Raw genomic sequence first — 14,283 nt, forward strand, 5'->3', positions numbered from 1 at the left:
TCACCCGGACAGCCCCTCGTAGGCCGCCGCCATCATCAGGAAGGCCCGGTCGTCGCCGAGGCCGTCCGCGTCGAGCATGCGGTTCATGACGTACGCCACCGTCAGACGCGCGTCCATGTCGACCAGGACCATCGAACCGCCCCAGCCGCCCCAGGAACACGTGCGGGGGTTGGGGAGCTGGTCGCCGCTCAGGGCGTACCCCATGCCCCAGCGCATGGGCATGCCCAGCACCGCGTCCGTCCCGGTGAACTGTTCCTCCAGGGCGCGAGCACAGCCCGCCTCCGACAGGAGCCGTACGCCTCGTGCGGTGCCGCCGCAGGACAGGACCGACTGGACGGCGGCGACCGAGCGGGCGTTGCCGTGGCCGTTCCCGGCAGGGACCTCGGCGCGGCGCCAGGCCTCGGTGTGGGCGGTGGCGGCCAGGATGGGCGGGTTGCCCGGGGCCGCGTCCGGGTCGAGCGGACGCTCGGCCGGGGGAATCACCGGCGAGACGCGGTGGTCGTGCTCCCTGGGCAGCCCGATGTGGAAGTCGGCACCGAGCGGCCCGGCGATCTCCTCGGCGAAGAAGGCACCCAGGGTACGGCCGGTCACCCGGCGGACCACCTCGCCGACGAGATGGCCGAACGTGACGGCGTGGTAGCCGCCTTCGGCGCCGGGCTTCCAGGCCGGGGCCTGCGCGGCGAGCCGGGCGGTGGCGAGGGGCCAGTCGTAGAGGTCCTCGACCGTCATCGGCGCGTCCCAGACGGGCAGGCCCGCCGTGTGGCCCAGCAGCTGCCGTACCAGGACGTCTTCCTTGCCGTTCGCGGCGAACTCCGGCCAGTAACGGGCCACCGGTGAGTCCAGGTCGAGTTCACCCCGGTCGGCCAGGACCAGGGCGCTCAGCGCTGTCATCGTCTTCGTCGTGGACCACGTGTTGGTGATCGTGTCACGCTCCCACAAGGTGGTACGCGCCTCGTCGACGTGGCCGCCCCACAGGTCGACAACCGGCTCGCCGTCGAGGAACACCGCCACCGACGCACCCACGTCCCTGTCGTCGAGCGACGCCGCCAACGCCGCGCGTACGGGGGCGAACCGGTCGGTGCACGTGCCGAATGTCTCCACCATGCGGCGACCGTAGCCAAGCCCCGCAGAGGCGGCCACCGATTAATTCCGGCCCGCCGCCCGGTCCGTGAGCGCACCGGCCGCGCTCCCGCGTCAGGTCCGGTCGATGTGCACGCTCGTCGACTTCACCCGGGCCGTCGCCTCCACCCCGACCTCCAGACCCAGCTCCTCCACGGCCTCCCGGGTCAGCAGCGACACCAGCCGGTGCGGGCCCGCCTGGATCTCGACCTGCGCGGCGACATCACCGAGTTTGACGGCCGTGACGATGCCGGCGAAGGCGTTACGGGCCGAGGTGTACGACGGCTCGTCCTCGCCGGAGCCGGTGCCCGTGCCGGAGTTGGCCAGCTCGATCGAGAAGGCGGCCAGATCACGTCCGTCGATCAGCCGCCGCCCACCCTCGTCGCGGTGGGTCTTCACCCGGCCCGCGTCCGCCCACCGCCTCGCGGTGTCGGGGCTCACGCCCAGCAGACGGGCGGCCTGACCAATGGTGTAGGACTGCATACGCGCCAACTTAGCCCGTTCCTGGATCTCGCAAAATGAGCAACCATGCCCGTCCGGGCGTACTGAAGTGGTAGGGAACGCACGCACACAGCACGGCCACGCCCGGAGGTACCTCACCCGTGAGCATCACCAAAGCGGCCCCGCCCGGGGCCGGCCACCGCGACACGGAGGCACCGCCGGACGCGGCGAAGGGCAAGGTGACGGGCGAGCCGCAGGGCTGGCAGTTCAGCTCGCCGCTCGTCCTGACCATGCTGCTGATCCTGATGGCCGCCCTGCAGGGACCGATCCGCCGGGCCGTGTCCGAGCCGGTGATGCAGAGCTGGATGACGGTGTTCGTCGCCGTCGTCGTACAGGCACTGCCCTTCCTCGTCCTCGGCGTGCTGCTGTCGGCGCTGCTCGCGGTGTTCGTACCCCCGTCGTTCTTCGTCCGTGCCCTGCCCAGCAGGCCCGCTCTCGCGGTACCGGTCGCGGGGATGGCCGGAGCGATCCTGCCCGGCTGCGAGTGCGCGTCGGTGCCGGTCGCCGGTGCTCTGGTGCGGCGGGGTGTCGCCCCGGCGGCGGCGCTGGCGTTCCTGCTGTCCGCCCCGGCGATCAACCCGATCGTGCTGACGGCGACCGCCATCGCGTTCCCCGGCCGGCCGGAGATGGTCGTCGCCCGGTTCGCCGCGAGCCTGCTCGCGGCGTGTGCGATGGGCTGGCTCTGGCAGCGGCTCGGCCGCACCGACTGGCTGCGCCCGCCGGCCCATCCCCTGGACGAGGGCCTCGGCAAGTGGGCCGCGTTCTGGAGCTCCGTACGGCACGACGTGATGCACGCGGGTGGCTTCCTGGTCGTCGGCGCGATGGCCGCCGCCACCCTGAAGGCCATGGTCCCGGCGAGCTGGCTGAGCCTCGCCGCGGACAACCCCGTGGTGGCGGTCCTCGCGCTCGCCGTCCTCGCGGTGCTGCTGTCGATCTGCTCGGAGGCGGACGCGTTCGTCGCCGCGTCCCTGACCCAGTTCTCGCTGACGGCCAGGCTGGCGTTCCTCGTGGTTGGCCCGATGATCGACCTCAAACTCTTCGCCATGCAGACGGGCACCTTCGGCCGCGGCTTCGCCCTCCGCTTCGCACCGGCCACCTTCGTCATGGCCGTGGCCTCGGCGGTCCTTGTCGGGACGGTGCTCCTGTGAACCGGCAGGCACAGGCGGTCGTCCTGTTCCTGGTCGGCGGGGCGATGGTGCACGCCGGCACCACCGACCTCTACCTGCGCTACGTCAAGGCAGGTCTCCAGCCGATGGTCGTCGGCGCCGGCGCGGTGCTGATGGTGGCCGCGCTCACGACGGTCTGGTACGAGCGGAAGCACGCGAGAACCGGCCCCGCCGACACCGGGGTCCACGGTCCCGAGGGCGAGGCCCACGCACACCGTGAACCGCGGGTCTCCTGGCTGCTGGTGCTGCCCCTGTTCGCCCTGATCCTGGTGGCCCCGCCCGCCCTGGGCTCCTACAGCGCCCTGCGCACGGGTACGGCCCTGCAGGCGCCGCTGGCCTACCCGCCGCTGCCCTCCGGTGACCCCGTACGCCTCAGTCTGGTCGACTACGCCGGACGCGCGGCCTACGACCACGGACGCTCGCTGGGCGACCGGAGGATCGCCATCACCGGGTTCGTCGCGCTCGACGGCAAGGGCACCCCGTATCTCGTGCGGATGGCGCTCAACTGCTGTGCGGCCGACGCCCAGCCGGTCAAGGTCGGTCTGACCGGCCGGATCCCCCCGGTCCTGCAACCGGACACCTGGCTCGAACTCACCGGCACGTACACCGGCCGGCTGACCAGGGACCCGGTGAACAACGGCGTCATCCCGTTCTTCGACATCGCCGAGGCCAAGCCGGTCCCGACCCCGCGCGACCCGTACGACGAGAGCTGGAACAACTGAGGCGCCGAGGCGCGGGCCGGGAGTGTCGGCGGGGCCCGCGGGTCAGGGCCGGAGCAGCCCCCGCTCGTACGCCTTGACCAGCCGCTGCGGCACCATGTGCGCGACCCCGTCGACCGTGACCGGCACCAGCTGTGTGGTGGTCGCCTTCCACTGGGCGCGGCGGTGACGGGTGTTGCTGCGGGACATCTTCCGTTTGGGAACGGCCATGGGAATCCTCCTCGGTCGGTAAGCGAGACAGGACGCTACATGAAAATGGATCCCATTAACAGTTGAGTTCGCACGGGGCGGTGCAACCGCAGGCGAGCGAGGAAGGGGAGCCGGGAGAGGGGGATACGGAGGGCGAGGGGGACAGGAACACCACGACGTCCGACTCCGTGCCGGGCAGGGGCTCCGGCTCCCGCCAGCCCGTCCGGCGGTAGAACGCCACCGTGTCGTGCGCCTGGTCCCAGGTCAGCAGCCAGGCCCGGCCGCCCGGTGCGGCCGAGGTGAGCGCGGACAGGAGTCGACGTCCCAGGCCGGTGCCCCGGGCGTCGGCCCGCACCCCCAGCTCGTCGATCTCGAAGGCGCCCACCAGCAGCTCGTCGACGCGCTCCGCGCCGAGCAGGTCGGTCACCCTGCCGTACGCGCGGTCGGTGCGGAACGGGGCCTCGGTGGTCCAGCCCGTGACGAACCCCCGTATTCCGCCACCGTCCGCGAAGGAGAGGACGGCGCGGAAGCCCGGGCGGTGCGCGTCCGTCTCCAGTCGCTCGCGGAACCTCACCCGGGTCTCCTCGGGGTCCCGGTCGTTCCATGGCGGGGCGGTGAAGATCTCGACGTACGCGTCGGTGAGTTCGTCGGCCAGGGTGAGAACGTCGGGCCCGAAGGTCCGCAGGGGGAGTGGACGTGCCCCGTCGAAGTGGGTTGCCCCCGGGGGGACATGGGCGCTCGGGAGTGGGTCCGGGGCGCGTTCCCCGGCCAGCCAGTCGGCGACCGACCGGGCTATGGGCTGGCCGGTGTCCATCTCGACGAAGCCGAACTGACCCGACTGGTTGCACTCGAGGAACCACCAGATCCCGTCGGCATCCTCCGCGAAGTCGAAGGCGCCATAGGCGAGTTCGGCCTCCCGGAGATACCGGTGCACGGCCTCGGTGAGCCGCGGCGACACGTCGGTCGGCCGCCACGGTTCGGCCGAGGGCGCGAACCGGACATCGATGTCGTCGGGGTGCGCGTCGGGTGCGACGGCCTTGCGGGCGGCGAGTACGCGGTCGCCGACCACCGTCAGCCGGATGTCCGCCCGCTTGTCGACCCGGCGTTGCAGCAGGGTCGGCCCGAACGCGACGGCGGCGAAGTCGACGTCGGGCGCCACCCGGCTCGTCGGGACCACCCTGGGCGGCTCCTGCGGGTGCGAACCGGAGACGGGCTTGACGACCAGGTCGGGAAAACGCCGTGAGAAGTCCCGGGCGGCCTGTGGGAACGTCGTGATCAGGGTGGGCGGAACGGGCAGCCGGCTGCGCTGCGCGAGATGGAGCTGCCAGGGCTTGTGGCGGGCCCGCGCGGCGGCGTCGGGATGGTTCATCCAGCGTGCGCCGGCACCCCGGAGCATGCCGTAGAAGGCCTGCGAGGCCTCCTCCGTGAGCCAGTCGGACGGCGCGGCGGCGCGCGCCCCCGGCACCCCCGGTCTGCGTACCCAGACGGACCGCAGTCCGTCCATGCCCACCACCCTGCCGCCGACGGAGAGATACCCGCGGAAGGCGCCGTGCGCGTACTCGCCGGACAGGGCGACCTCGCCGGGCAGATCGGCGGGATCGAGCCGGACCACGGGAATCCCGGTGCTGTTCAGCCGGGCCACCACGAGATCCGCCGTCACATCCTGTTCGGACGTCAGAACCAGGACCGTCATCGCGTCAGGCCCGGGTCAGTCATCGAAGTGCGTCTTGGAACCGGCAGTTGATGTGGTGGATCCGAATTCACGCATCACGGCATGGTCGTGAGCGGCAATCCGCCCGCCCGGAAGCACATTCAACTGCAGTGCGCAGTCGTAACTGTACGGAGTGCTCACCTCCAACTGGTCAGCCGGGCGCGCGTAGTTCAGGACGAACAGCTGCATCGCTTCTCCTCGATCGGCGACGACGACGTCGGTCAAGTGGACGGTGGAGCTCCGGAAATACAACTGTCCAGTTCCCTGTGCCCCGCCTCCAAGGAGTTATACGAATCGAACGGGTGAATGGTTGCCTCCTGTTGAAGGTAACCGCGTCCGGGCACACCTCCGCGGGCCGCGCCCCCGGTCGAGAGCCGCGGACCAAGGTCGAGGACGGCTCAGTGGCGCCCCAGGCCGCCACTGCCGAAGGACCCGCTGGACCCGGGATCCCAGCGTCCGCGCTGCTGGTCCCCGCGCCGTTTCGTCGACGCGTGGTGGAGTTCGTGCGGCATGAGCCGCTCCCGCTCCTGTGCCGCGCGCGGCATCTCGTCGGGCTCCCTCATCTCGCGGAGCTCGTGGACGGGCCCGGAAGGCGGGAGGGTGGGTTGCTCGTCGGGGCGGGGCCGGGCGGATTCCCGGTCCCGTACCCGCATGCCGAACCAGAAGGCCCAGATCAGTGCACCAGCGATGAAGAGGCCCGCGACAAATGCGGCCGTTACGTTGAGTAGATCGCTCGACGCGGCCAGTAGTTCAGACGTTGTCGTACTCATATGGCGATTATCGCCGACGGCCTATGAATGCGCGTCCGAAAAGAGCCTGTGGAATCGCTGTCCCTTTCTTGTCGGTCAGGGCTTCACAGCGACGGCGCCGAATTGCGGAAGAGTGTCCGCGGAGTCGCTCTCCGGGCGCCACCGCGCACAGGAGACGAGTCCCGGGTCGAGAAGCTCCAGGCCCTCGAAGAAAGCGGCGACCTCGGCACGGGGACGCGCGGTGATCGGCGGAGTGGCGTTCTCGTTCCAGAACTTCATCGCCTCGACGTTGCCCTCGCCGTGGAGGTCCGGGTCGGTCGTCGGGTGGGTGAGGACCAGGCAGCTTCCCGAGGGCACCGATGCCATGACCCGGCGCACGATGTCCTGTGCCTCGCCCGTGTCGAGCACGAAATTCAGGATGCCGAGCATCATGACGGCGACGGGCCGGTCGAAGTCGAGCGTCTGCGAGGCGCGTTGGACGATGGTGTCGGGGCGGTGGATATCCGCGTCGATGTAGTCCGTGGCCCCTTCGCGCGTGCCGGTCAGCAGCGTGCGGGCGTGCGCGAGCACGATCGGGTCGTTGTCGACGTACACGATCCGTGACTCGGGCGCCAGGCGCTGGGCGATCTCATGGGTGTTGTCCACCGTCGGCAGTCCCGTCCCGATGTCCAGGAACTGCCGGACTCCCCGCTCGGCGACCAGGAAACGCACGGCGCGCCCGAGGAAGGCGCGGTCCGCGCGGGCCACACTGCGGATCAGCGGGAACATGGCGTCGATGTGGTCACCGACCGCCTGGTCGACGACGTAGTTGTCCTTGCCGCCGATCCAGTAGTTCCACACCCGCGCGTTGTGGGCCACCGAGGTGTCCAGCCGGCTCTGACCCTCTGACGTGCCGCCCTGCTCGCTCACGGCGCTTCCTCTCGTTCACTTCCCTTGTCCCGCACGGACGTTGACACCCACCTGAGTCGTCAACATCGTTCGCGCCTACGAGGGTGATCTTAGGGCCGGGCTCCCCGCGGCCAGGGCGGCAGGCGGCGGAAACGGACGCGGACGGCTGCCGACGGCGGCCTCTAGGCTCGCCGGACAGGCCCCGGAGCGGTGGGAGAGACGGATGGACGACTACGGCTACGATCTCGGCACCCACGGGCGGCCAGTGACGACGTCCTCCGCCGAGGCCCAGAAGTGGTTCGACCGGGGCCTGGTGTGGACGTACGGCTTCCACCACGAGGAGGCCGTCGCCTGTTTCGAGGCCGCCGCCGAGGCGGACCCCGACTGCGCCATGGCCCACTGGGGCATCGCCTACGCCCTCGGCCCGAACTACAACAAACCCTGGGAGTTCTTCGACGGCGAGGACCTCGCGCGGACCGTCGCCCGCACCCACGCCGCCGTCGAACGCGCCCGGCGGACAGCGTCCGGTGCCACGCCCGTCGAGCAGGCCCTGATCGGCGCTCTGCGGGCCCGTTACCCGCAGCCGGAGGCCGTCGAGGACTGCTCGGTGTGGAACGAGCCCTACGCCGCCCGCATGCGGAGGGTGTACGAATTCAGCCCCGACGACCCGGACATCGCCGCGCTGTACGCCGACGCGCTGATGAACCTGACGCCCTGGCAGCTCTGGGACGTACGCACGGGTGAACCGGCCGAGGGCGCCCACACCCTCGCCGCGAAGGCGGTCCTGGAACGGGCGATCGCGACCGGGGCGGGCTCACAGCACCCGGGCCTCCTGCACTTCTACATCCACCTGATGGAGATGTCCTCCGCCCCGGAGACCGCCCTGCCCGCCGCGGACCGGCTGCGCGGCCTGGTCCCGGACGCGGGCCACCTGCAGCACATGCCCACACACCTGGACGTGCTCTGCGGCGACTACCGGCGCGTGGTGGCCGACAACGGCACGGCGATCGCCGCCGACGAGAAGTTCCGTGCCCGGTCCGGCGCGATGAACTTCTACACCCTCTACCGGGCCCACAACCACCACTTCAGGATCTACGGTGCGATGTTCCTGGGACAGTCCAGGACCGCGCTGGAGGCAGCCGCACGGTTGGAGGCCGCCGTCCCGGAGGAACTCCTGCGCGTGGAGAGCCCGCCCATGGCCGACTGGCTGGAGGGCTTTCTCGCCATGCGGGTCCATGTGCTGATCCGCTTCGGCCGCTGGTCGGACATCCTCGAACTGCCGCTCCCCGCCGACCCGTCGCTGTACTGCGTGACGACGGCCATGCTCCGGTACGCCCGAGGGGTCGCCCTCTCCGCCACCGGCCGGATCGCCGAGGCCGAGGCGGAGCGCGAACTGTTCCGCTCGGCGCTCACCCGGATCCCGGAGACCCGGATGCTGTTCAACAACACCTGCCCCGACATCCTCGCCGTCGCGTCGGCGATGCTCGACGGCGAACTGGAGTACCGCAAGGGCAACCACGAGGCCGCCTTCGCCGCCCTGGAGCGCTCGATCGAACTGGACGACAACCTTCCCTACGACGAGCCCTGGGGCTGGATGCAGCCCACCCGGCACGCCTATGGGGCCCTGCTCCTCGAACAGGGACGCGTCACCGAGGCGGAAGCCGTCTACCGGGCCGACCTCGGCCTCGACGACACACTGCCGCGCGCGGTGCAGCACCCCGGCAACGTCTGGGCCCTGCACGGCTTCCATGAGTGTCTGGTCCGTCTGGGCAGGGAACGCGAGGCTCGGATCGTGGCCCAGCAACTGAAGATCGCCCTCGCGCTGGCGGACGTCCCGATCGAGGCATCCTGCTTCTGCCGACTGGACGTCGGGACGGGCGGTACCGAGCCGGGCTGTTGCTGAGGGACGCCGGACACACCGGGCCTGCCCCGAGAGCGCCCACAGCTGCCTCCGGCTCTGCCCCCGGGTCCGCTGACGAGCGGTCGACACGGCGCTAACGTCCGCACGTGAGTACGAGGAACTCCCCGCAACGGCCGGTTGAGTGAGCGACGACAACGCCGTCGGGACACCACCGCACGAGACACCGACCGCCGTGCGGCAGACCGGGACGCCCCAGGATGTCGCAGACCCTCCGGAGCGGGAACAGCCCGTGGAGCGCCCCCGCCGACGCGGTCCGGGTTTCTTCACCCTGATGGTGCTGCCCTGCCTGGTGACCCTTTCCGCGGTCGCCGGTCTCCTCGCCCTGACGGGAGGTCTGCCCGGGGACGGCCCCTCGGACGCGGATCCGCAGCAGAGCGCCGGGGGCGGCGTCAACGAGACCTACGGGCCGTGGCTGCGCAGGGCCGCCGCCTGCTCGGTCGTCGCGCCGTCCGTGCTCGCCGCCCAGATCGACCAGCTCACCGGCTGGCGCGACGACACCGGTGAGCTCTCGGGCGAACAGGGCATCGCCGGGTTCACGGCCGCGCAGTGGCGGACCTGGGGCAGGGACGACGACGGCAACGGAACCGCCTCGCCGCACGACGAGGCCGACGCCATCATGGCGCTCGGCCGCCAGGACTGCTCCCTCGCGCGGAAGATCACGGATCTCAGAACCGAGGGCACCGTCAACGGCGAACTGGTGGACCTCACCCTCGCCGCGTACGCCGTGGGTATCCACGAGGTCACCGCGGCGGGACGCGTGCCCGCCGGGGCGCGGGCCTACCTCGCCGAGGTGAGGGAACTGCTCCCACGCTACGAGGCGTTCGACCGGGAGCCCCCGACCGGCGGCGGACCCGCGAGCGCGATCCTGGCCGCACCCGTGAGCACCCTCGTCGTCACCTCGCCCTACGGATCGCGTCAGCACCCGCTCACCGGCGTGACCAAACTCCACACCGGCGTGGACTTCGGCGCGCCCCAGGGCGCCGAGGTCCACGCCGCCCGCCAGGGGCGGGTGGTCTTCGCGGCGATGACCAGGGCGTACGGCAACCGCGTCGTCATCGACCACGGGACGATCGAGGGCAAGCGCCTGGAGACGACGTACAGCCATCTGTCCGTGCTCGGCGTCACCGCCGGCCAGGCGGTGTCGGCCGGTGACGTGATCGGCCGGGTCGGCTCCACCGGTCTGTCCACCGGGCCGCACCTGCACTTCGAGGTGATCTACGACGGCTACTACGCGGACCCGCAGCCGTGGCTGGCGACTCCCGGCTGACGCGGCGGCACACAGGGCGACAGAATGCGAAACGAAATGGTCGTTTCGCAGGCGGGTACGCTCACGCCATGACCTCAGCCACCCTCAGCGAGCTCACGGAGCGGCTGCGCTCTGACCTCGACCGCCCCGCCCCCGACCTGCTGGCTCCGGGCGGGCCCTGGAACCTCTCGCAGACGCTGCAGCACTGTGCCCAGACCGTCCGCTACTCCGTCACCGGATACCCCAGACTCAAGCCCGCCCTGTTCCGGGCCACGGCCGGCGCCCTGGCCAAGCGGATCTTCCTGAGCCGTGGAGCGACGAAGCACTCGCTCGGCGCGGAGATCGACGGAGCCCCGGCACTGGACCCGAGCCTGCCCGCGGCGGAGGCCGCGGCAGGCCTCGCGGACGCGGTGGCCCTGTTCGCCGGCCACACGGGGCCGCACGCCCCCCATCCCGCGTACGGACGCTGTACGCACGACGAGTTCGCGCGGCTGCACGCCATGCATCTCGCCGAGCACCTTCCCGGACTGGTCGATGCCTGACGCCTGACCGCAACCGGGGGTGCTCGTGGCCCGTCTCCTGGGCAGGGTGAGCATGGCGGGGAGGCGTCGGACCGTCAGCCGTGGGCGTGCAGGCTGTCGAGGAGCGGGTGGTGGCTGTGCCGCCAGCCGCCGTGAACCCGTCGGGCGTCGGCCAGATGCGGATGCCCGACAGGGAGACCGGCGTGCTCGTGCTCGACCGGCGCCGTTTCCCGTGCCGGCCACAGCCGTACGGCGAGCAGCGCGGCGGTCAGGGCGACGGCGCCCAGGACGAGTACCGCGGACCGGAGCCCGGCCGTGGCGCCGAGCCAGCCGGCCAGTGGGTACGTGAGCAGCCAGCAACTGTGCGAGAGGGAGAACTGGGCCGCGAACGCCGAGGTGCGCGCCTCGGCGGGCGCCGCCCGGCGGATCAGCCGCCCCGTCGGAGTGAGCACCGCCGAGCAGGCCGCGCCGAACGCCGCCCAGCCGGCCAGCAGCGCGGGCCAGCGCCAACTGCCGCCGCCCGCCGAGGTGATGGCGCCGAGAGCGACGAAGACGACGGTGAGCAGCAGGGCGCCCGGCAGCATCACGGCACGGTCCGTGACCCGGTCGAGCAGCCGGGGCAGCAGCAGCGCCACGACCATCGAGCCCGCGCCGAACGCGCCGAGCGCCAGCGGTACGTCGCCCGCGCCGCGGCCGAGCTCATCGCGGACGTAGACCACGGTGTTGACGGTGACCATGGCGCCCGCGGCGGCCACCGCCAGATCGAGGGCGAGCAGGGCGCGCAGCTGTGGGACGGCCAGGAAGAGGCGGGCGCCCGCGGCCCGCTTCGCGTCGGCACCGCCGGTCCGAGGGGTGGTGGTGCGGGTGGGTTCGGGCAGTGCGGCGGAGGCGACCAGGGCGGCCGAGGCCAGGAATCCGGCCACCGTGCCGAGGAACAGCCGGTTGTAGGTGATCAGTGACAGCAGGGCGGCGGCGAGGGCCGGGCTGAACAGGCTCTCCAGGTCGTAGGCGAGCCGGGACAGGGACAGGGCCCGGGTGTAGTCGCGCTCGGCGGGCAGTACGTCCGTTATGACGGCCTGGAAGGCGGGCGTGAACGCGGCCGACGCCGCCTGGAGCAGGAAGATCAGGACGTACACCTGCCAGACCTGGTCCACGAACGGCAGCGACAGTGCGACCCCGGCCCGTGCGAGGTCCGCCGTGACCAGCAGCGCGCGGCGCGGCAGCCGGTCGGCGACCGCGCCGACGGCCGGGGCGATCACCACGTACGCCACCATCTTGACCGCGAGCGCGGTGCCGAGCACCGAACCGGCGTCCGCGCCCGCGAGGTCGTACGCGAGCAGCGCGAGGGCGACCGTCGCCAGGCCGGTGCCGGTCAGGGCGACCACCTGGGCGGTGAAGAGGCGGCGATAGGTGCGGTTGCGGAGTACGGAGAGCATGCGGCGGTCCCTTGGCCGGTCGGGGAGCGGGCGCGGTCCGACTCCACTCTAGCCATAGGTGCGCACCTGCGCACATGTCGATGCGGGAATCGGTACACCGACGCTCTCGACGAGCCCGTCCTGCCTCTACGCTGAGGGCATGCCGGCTCACGAGACCCTGCCAACCGCGGCCGACGCGCACCTGCGTGCCCCGGACAGCGCGCGTCTCGCGGAGGCGACCGAGGTGTTCGCGCTGCTGTCCGACGCGACGCGGCTCCATCTGCTGTGGCTGCTCGCGCAGGGGGAGTCGGACGTCGGCTCGCTGACCGAGCGGTGCGAGGCGTCGCGGACGGCGGTCAGTCAGCATCTGGCGAAGCTGCGGCTCGCGGGGCTGGTGGAGACGCGGCGCGAAGGCCGTCACGTCCACTACAGCCTGCGGGACGGGCATCTGCGGCGGCTGGTGATGGAGGCGTTGAGCCATGCCGACCACCGGGTCAGCGGCAGCGCGCCGCACGACTGAGGGCGGCGGGGCTGTGTCGCCCCGCCGCCCCTGCCTGTCCTCAAACGCCGGACAGGCTGACGGTGCCTGTCACTCCTGGGTCGCGCCCCGGCGTCGTACGACATAGAACGCCGAACCCGCCGCCACGACCACAGCCGCCCCGATGCCGATCCAGGCCCCCGCGGACATGCCGTCGTCGTCGCTCGTCGCCTCCGTGGCCTCGGCCGTGGACGTCGACGTCACGGACGGCGACTCGGACGCAGGCGCGGAAGGGGATGCGGAAGGCGACTCGGACGCGGTAGCGCTCGGCGACGGGCTGACCGGCTTCGCACCCGGTGCGGCGGCCTTCAGCTTGAGCACCGGCGCGGGCTGTTCGCTGCTCTCGTCGAGTTCGATCCAGCGGTCGATCTTGCCGTCGCTGTAGGTCTGCAGCGACTTGAAGGCGAGCTCCTTCACATCGGGGAGCTGTCGTACGACGACGGAGTACTCGGCGTTCACACCGGCCTTCAGGGCCGGGCCCTTGATCGTGTAGCCGTCGTCGGCGGCGGAGAACTTCCAGCCCTTGGGGCCTTCGCCGTAGGTCACGTCGCCGGGCGCGATGCCCGCGGGCAGGATCACCCGGACCGCGGCGATCCCCGCGGTGTCGGACTCGGCCTCCGCGTCGAAGGAGATCTCGACGTTCTCCGCGAGCGCCTGGGCCTTGTCGGACTCGACCTCCACATGGGCGGCGGCCGGTACGGCGGTGAGAAGGAGGAGGGCGCCTGCCGCGGCGGCCGTGAGGGCCAGGCGTCGCGCGGTGCCGTGCTGGACGGGGGCAGTGAACATGGGTGTCTCCGGGTCTTTCCGGGCGTGCGGTGGCACGGAACGGCCGATCTCGATCTGCGTCGGGACGTTCCGGCAGGGTCAGTGGGCGTGGACGGACCCCGCCGGCGGCGGACCTCGCCGTACGACCACGTTCGCGAGGAGCCCGGCCCAGAGGGGAGGCGGCTCCGTCCGGCGCGGGCGGCGTGCCCGCGATCCGCGCCCGGTCGGCACCGGCAGGCCGTCGAGCAGTGCCCGTACGGTGGCGATCCGCGCCCGCACCGCGTCGACGGCCCCGGTCAGACCGCGCGCCAGGGACCAGCAGGCCGCGTCCGCGCGGTGCAGCAGCACGGCGACGAGTACGGCCGCCACGGCGTGGAGGGCGGTCATCGCCGCCGAGTCGTGCGGCCGCCCGGGCCAGGTGCCGTGGGCGGACATCGCACGATGAGCGTGCGCGGTCATGGGGATGACCGCGGACGTGGCTCCCGACGGGCGTGCGTGAACGGCCGTCAGCCACACATGCAGCCCGGTCTGCGCCGTCGCGCTGGTCACCACCACCGCGGCGAGCGAACGCGGGCGCCGGGTACCGGCCAGCCCCACGGCGAACAGCAGCACCGCCGCCGCCACGCTCGACCGCCACGGAGCCGGCCCCCCGGCGACCAGATGATGCGCGCTGACCCCGAGCACCGTACCGACGACGGCGAACACCGCTGCCCGGAACACGGGCAGTGGCGCGGAGCGCGTCGTCGGCGTACGGAGCATGGTCATGACCCGCCCATCATCAACCATGAGGCTGCCGGGCAGGGACGGGGTCTCAGGAATTTCTCATTCCTCTCCC

General features: G+C 71.8%; 16 protein-coding genes and 1 pseudogene. 6 read left to right on the forward strand and 11 right to left on the reverse strand.

All coding sequences use genetic code 11. From position 1 onward, the window contains the following. Positions 1-1,104, reverse strand: coding sequence for a serine hydrolase domain-containing protein (locus tag PV734_RS10675; RefSeq protein WP_319289332.1), 1,104 nt, complete (start codon positions 1,102-1,104; stop codon positions 1-3). Positions 1,105-1,194: 90 nt separating this feature from the next. Further along, a complete protein-coding gene (locus PV734_RS10680; protein ID WP_319090757.1) occupies positions 1,195-1,602 on the reverse strand; it encodes a helix-turn-helix transcriptional regulator in 408 nt (135 codons plus the stop codon). A gap of 119 nt (positions 1,603-1,721) precedes the next feature. Between PV734_RS10680 and PV734_RS10685 the strand changes: the two genes are divergently transcribed. Next, positions 1,722-2,768, forward strand: a complete 1,047-nt coding sequence (locus PV734_RS10685; RefSeq protein WP_319289333.1) for a permease — start codon at positions 1,722-1,724, stop codon at positions 2,766-2,768. Then, positions 2,765-3,508, forward strand: coding sequence for a TIGR03943 family putative permease subunit (locus PV734_RS10690; protein ID WP_319289334.1), 744 nt, complete (start codon positions 2,765-2,767; stop codon positions 3,506-3,508). The genes PV734_RS10685 and PV734_RS10690 overlap by 4 nt, the downstream gene beginning before the upstream one ends. Before the next feature lie 42 nt (positions 3,509-3,550). Here PV734_RS10690 and rpmF read toward each other — a convergent pair whose 3' ends face one another. From rpmF to PV734_RS10720, 6 genes and pseudogenes are all read right to left on the reverse strand, one after another. Beyond that, positions 3,551-3,715 (reverse strand): 50S ribosomal protein L32, encoded by a 165-nt coding sequence (gene rpmF / locus PV734_RS10695; protein WP_319090754.1) that lies wholly within the window; start codon positions 3,713-3,715, stop codon positions 3,551-3,553. 55 nt (positions 3,716-3,770) lie between these two features. Next, entirely contained in the window at positions 3,771-4,466 is a 696-nt protein-coding gene (locus PV734_RS10700; RefSeq protein WP_319289366.1) for a GNAT family N-acetyltransferase, read from the reverse strand. Then, positions 4,455-5,387: pseudogene (gene tgmB / locus PV734_RS10705) on the reverse strand (ATP-grasp ribosomal peptide maturase); the annotation flags it as partial. The gene PV734_RS10700 and the pseudogene tgmB, both read right to left, overlap by 12 nt. Before the next feature lie 15 nt (positions 5,388-5,402). Further along, positions 5,403-5,594: a putative ATP-grasp-modified RiPP gene (gene tgmA, locus PV734_RS10710; protein ID WP_006378039.1), complete on the reverse strand. Its 192-nt coding sequence runs from the start codon at positions 5,592-5,594 to the stop codon at positions 5,403-5,405. Between the two features lie 209 nt (positions 5,595-5,803). Next, complete coding sequence (locus tag PV734_RS10715) at positions 5,804-6,175, reverse strand: DUF6479 family protein (protein WP_319090753.1); 372 nt, start codon at positions 6,173-6,175, stop codon at positions 5,804-5,806. 75 nt (positions 6,176-6,250) lie between these two features. Then, a complete protein-coding gene (locus tag PV734_RS10720; protein ID WP_319090752.1) occupies positions 6,251-7,063 on the reverse strand; it encodes an SAM-dependent methyltransferase in 813 nt (270 codons plus the stop codon). Positions 7,064-7,265: 202 nt separating this feature from the next. Here PV734_RS10720 and PV734_RS10725 point away from each other — a divergent pair, with 202 nt between their 5' ends. The 3 genes from PV734_RS10725 (at position 7,266) to PV734_RS10735 (ending at position 10,751) form a co-directional block, all read left to right on the forward strand. Then, positions 7,266-8,945 (forward strand): hypothetical protein, encoded by a 1,680-nt coding sequence (locus PV734_RS10725; protein ID WP_319090751.1) that lies wholly within the window; start codon positions 7,266-7,268, stop codon positions 8,943-8,945. Between the two features lie 139 nt (positions 8,946-9,084). Further along, positions 9,085-10,230 carry a M23 family metallopeptidase gene (locus PV734_RS10730; RefSeq protein WP_319289335.1) on the forward strand — a complete coding sequence of 382 codons (1,146 nt, stop codon included), beginning with the start codon at positions 9,085-9,087 and terminating at the stop codon, positions 10,228-10,230. 68 nt (positions 10,231-10,298) lie between these two features. After that, a complete protein-coding gene (locus PV734_RS10735) occupies positions 10,299-10,751 on the forward strand; it encodes a DUF1569 domain-containing protein (protein ID WP_319090749.1) in 453 nt (150 codons plus the stop codon). Between the two features lie 74 nt (positions 10,752-10,825). Here PV734_RS10735 and PV734_RS10740 read toward each other — a convergent pair whose 3' ends face one another. Next, positions 10,826-12,166: an MFS transporter gene (locus PV734_RS10740; protein WP_319289336.1), complete on the reverse strand. Its 1,341-nt coding sequence runs from the start codon at positions 12,164-12,166 to the stop codon at positions 10,826-10,828. 139 nt (positions 12,167-12,305) lie between these two features. Here PV734_RS10740 and PV734_RS10745 point away from each other — a divergent pair, with 139 nt between their 5' ends. Further along, a complete protein-coding gene (locus PV734_RS10745; protein WP_319090747.1) occupies positions 12,306-12,665 on the forward strand; it encodes a metalloregulator ArsR/SmtB family transcription factor in 360 nt (119 codons plus the stop codon). Between the two features lie 69 nt (positions 12,666-12,734). Here the strand turns inward: PV734_RS10745 and PV734_RS10750 are convergent, their stop codons facing one another. Together PV734_RS10750 and PV734_RS10755 are read right to left on the reverse strand one after the other, a co-directional pair. After that, a complete protein-coding gene (locus PV734_RS10750; RefSeq protein WP_319090746.1) occupies positions 12,735-13,469 on the reverse strand; it encodes a DUF1775 domain-containing protein in 735 nt (244 codons plus the stop codon). A 78-nt stretch (positions 13,470-13,547) separates the two neighbouring features. Further along, complete coding sequence (locus tag PV734_RS10755; protein ID WP_319090745.1) at positions 13,548-14,213, reverse strand: hypothetical protein; 666 nt, start codon at positions 14,211-14,213, stop codon at positions 13,548-13,550. Positions 14,214-14,283 lie beyond the last annotated feature (70 nt).

The sequence above is a fragment of the Streptomyces sp. AK08-02 genome (assembly GCF_033795085.1).
Classification (GTDB): Bacteria; Actinomycetota; Actinomycetes; order Streptomycetales; family Streptomycetaceae; genus Streptomyces; species Streptomyces echiniscabiei.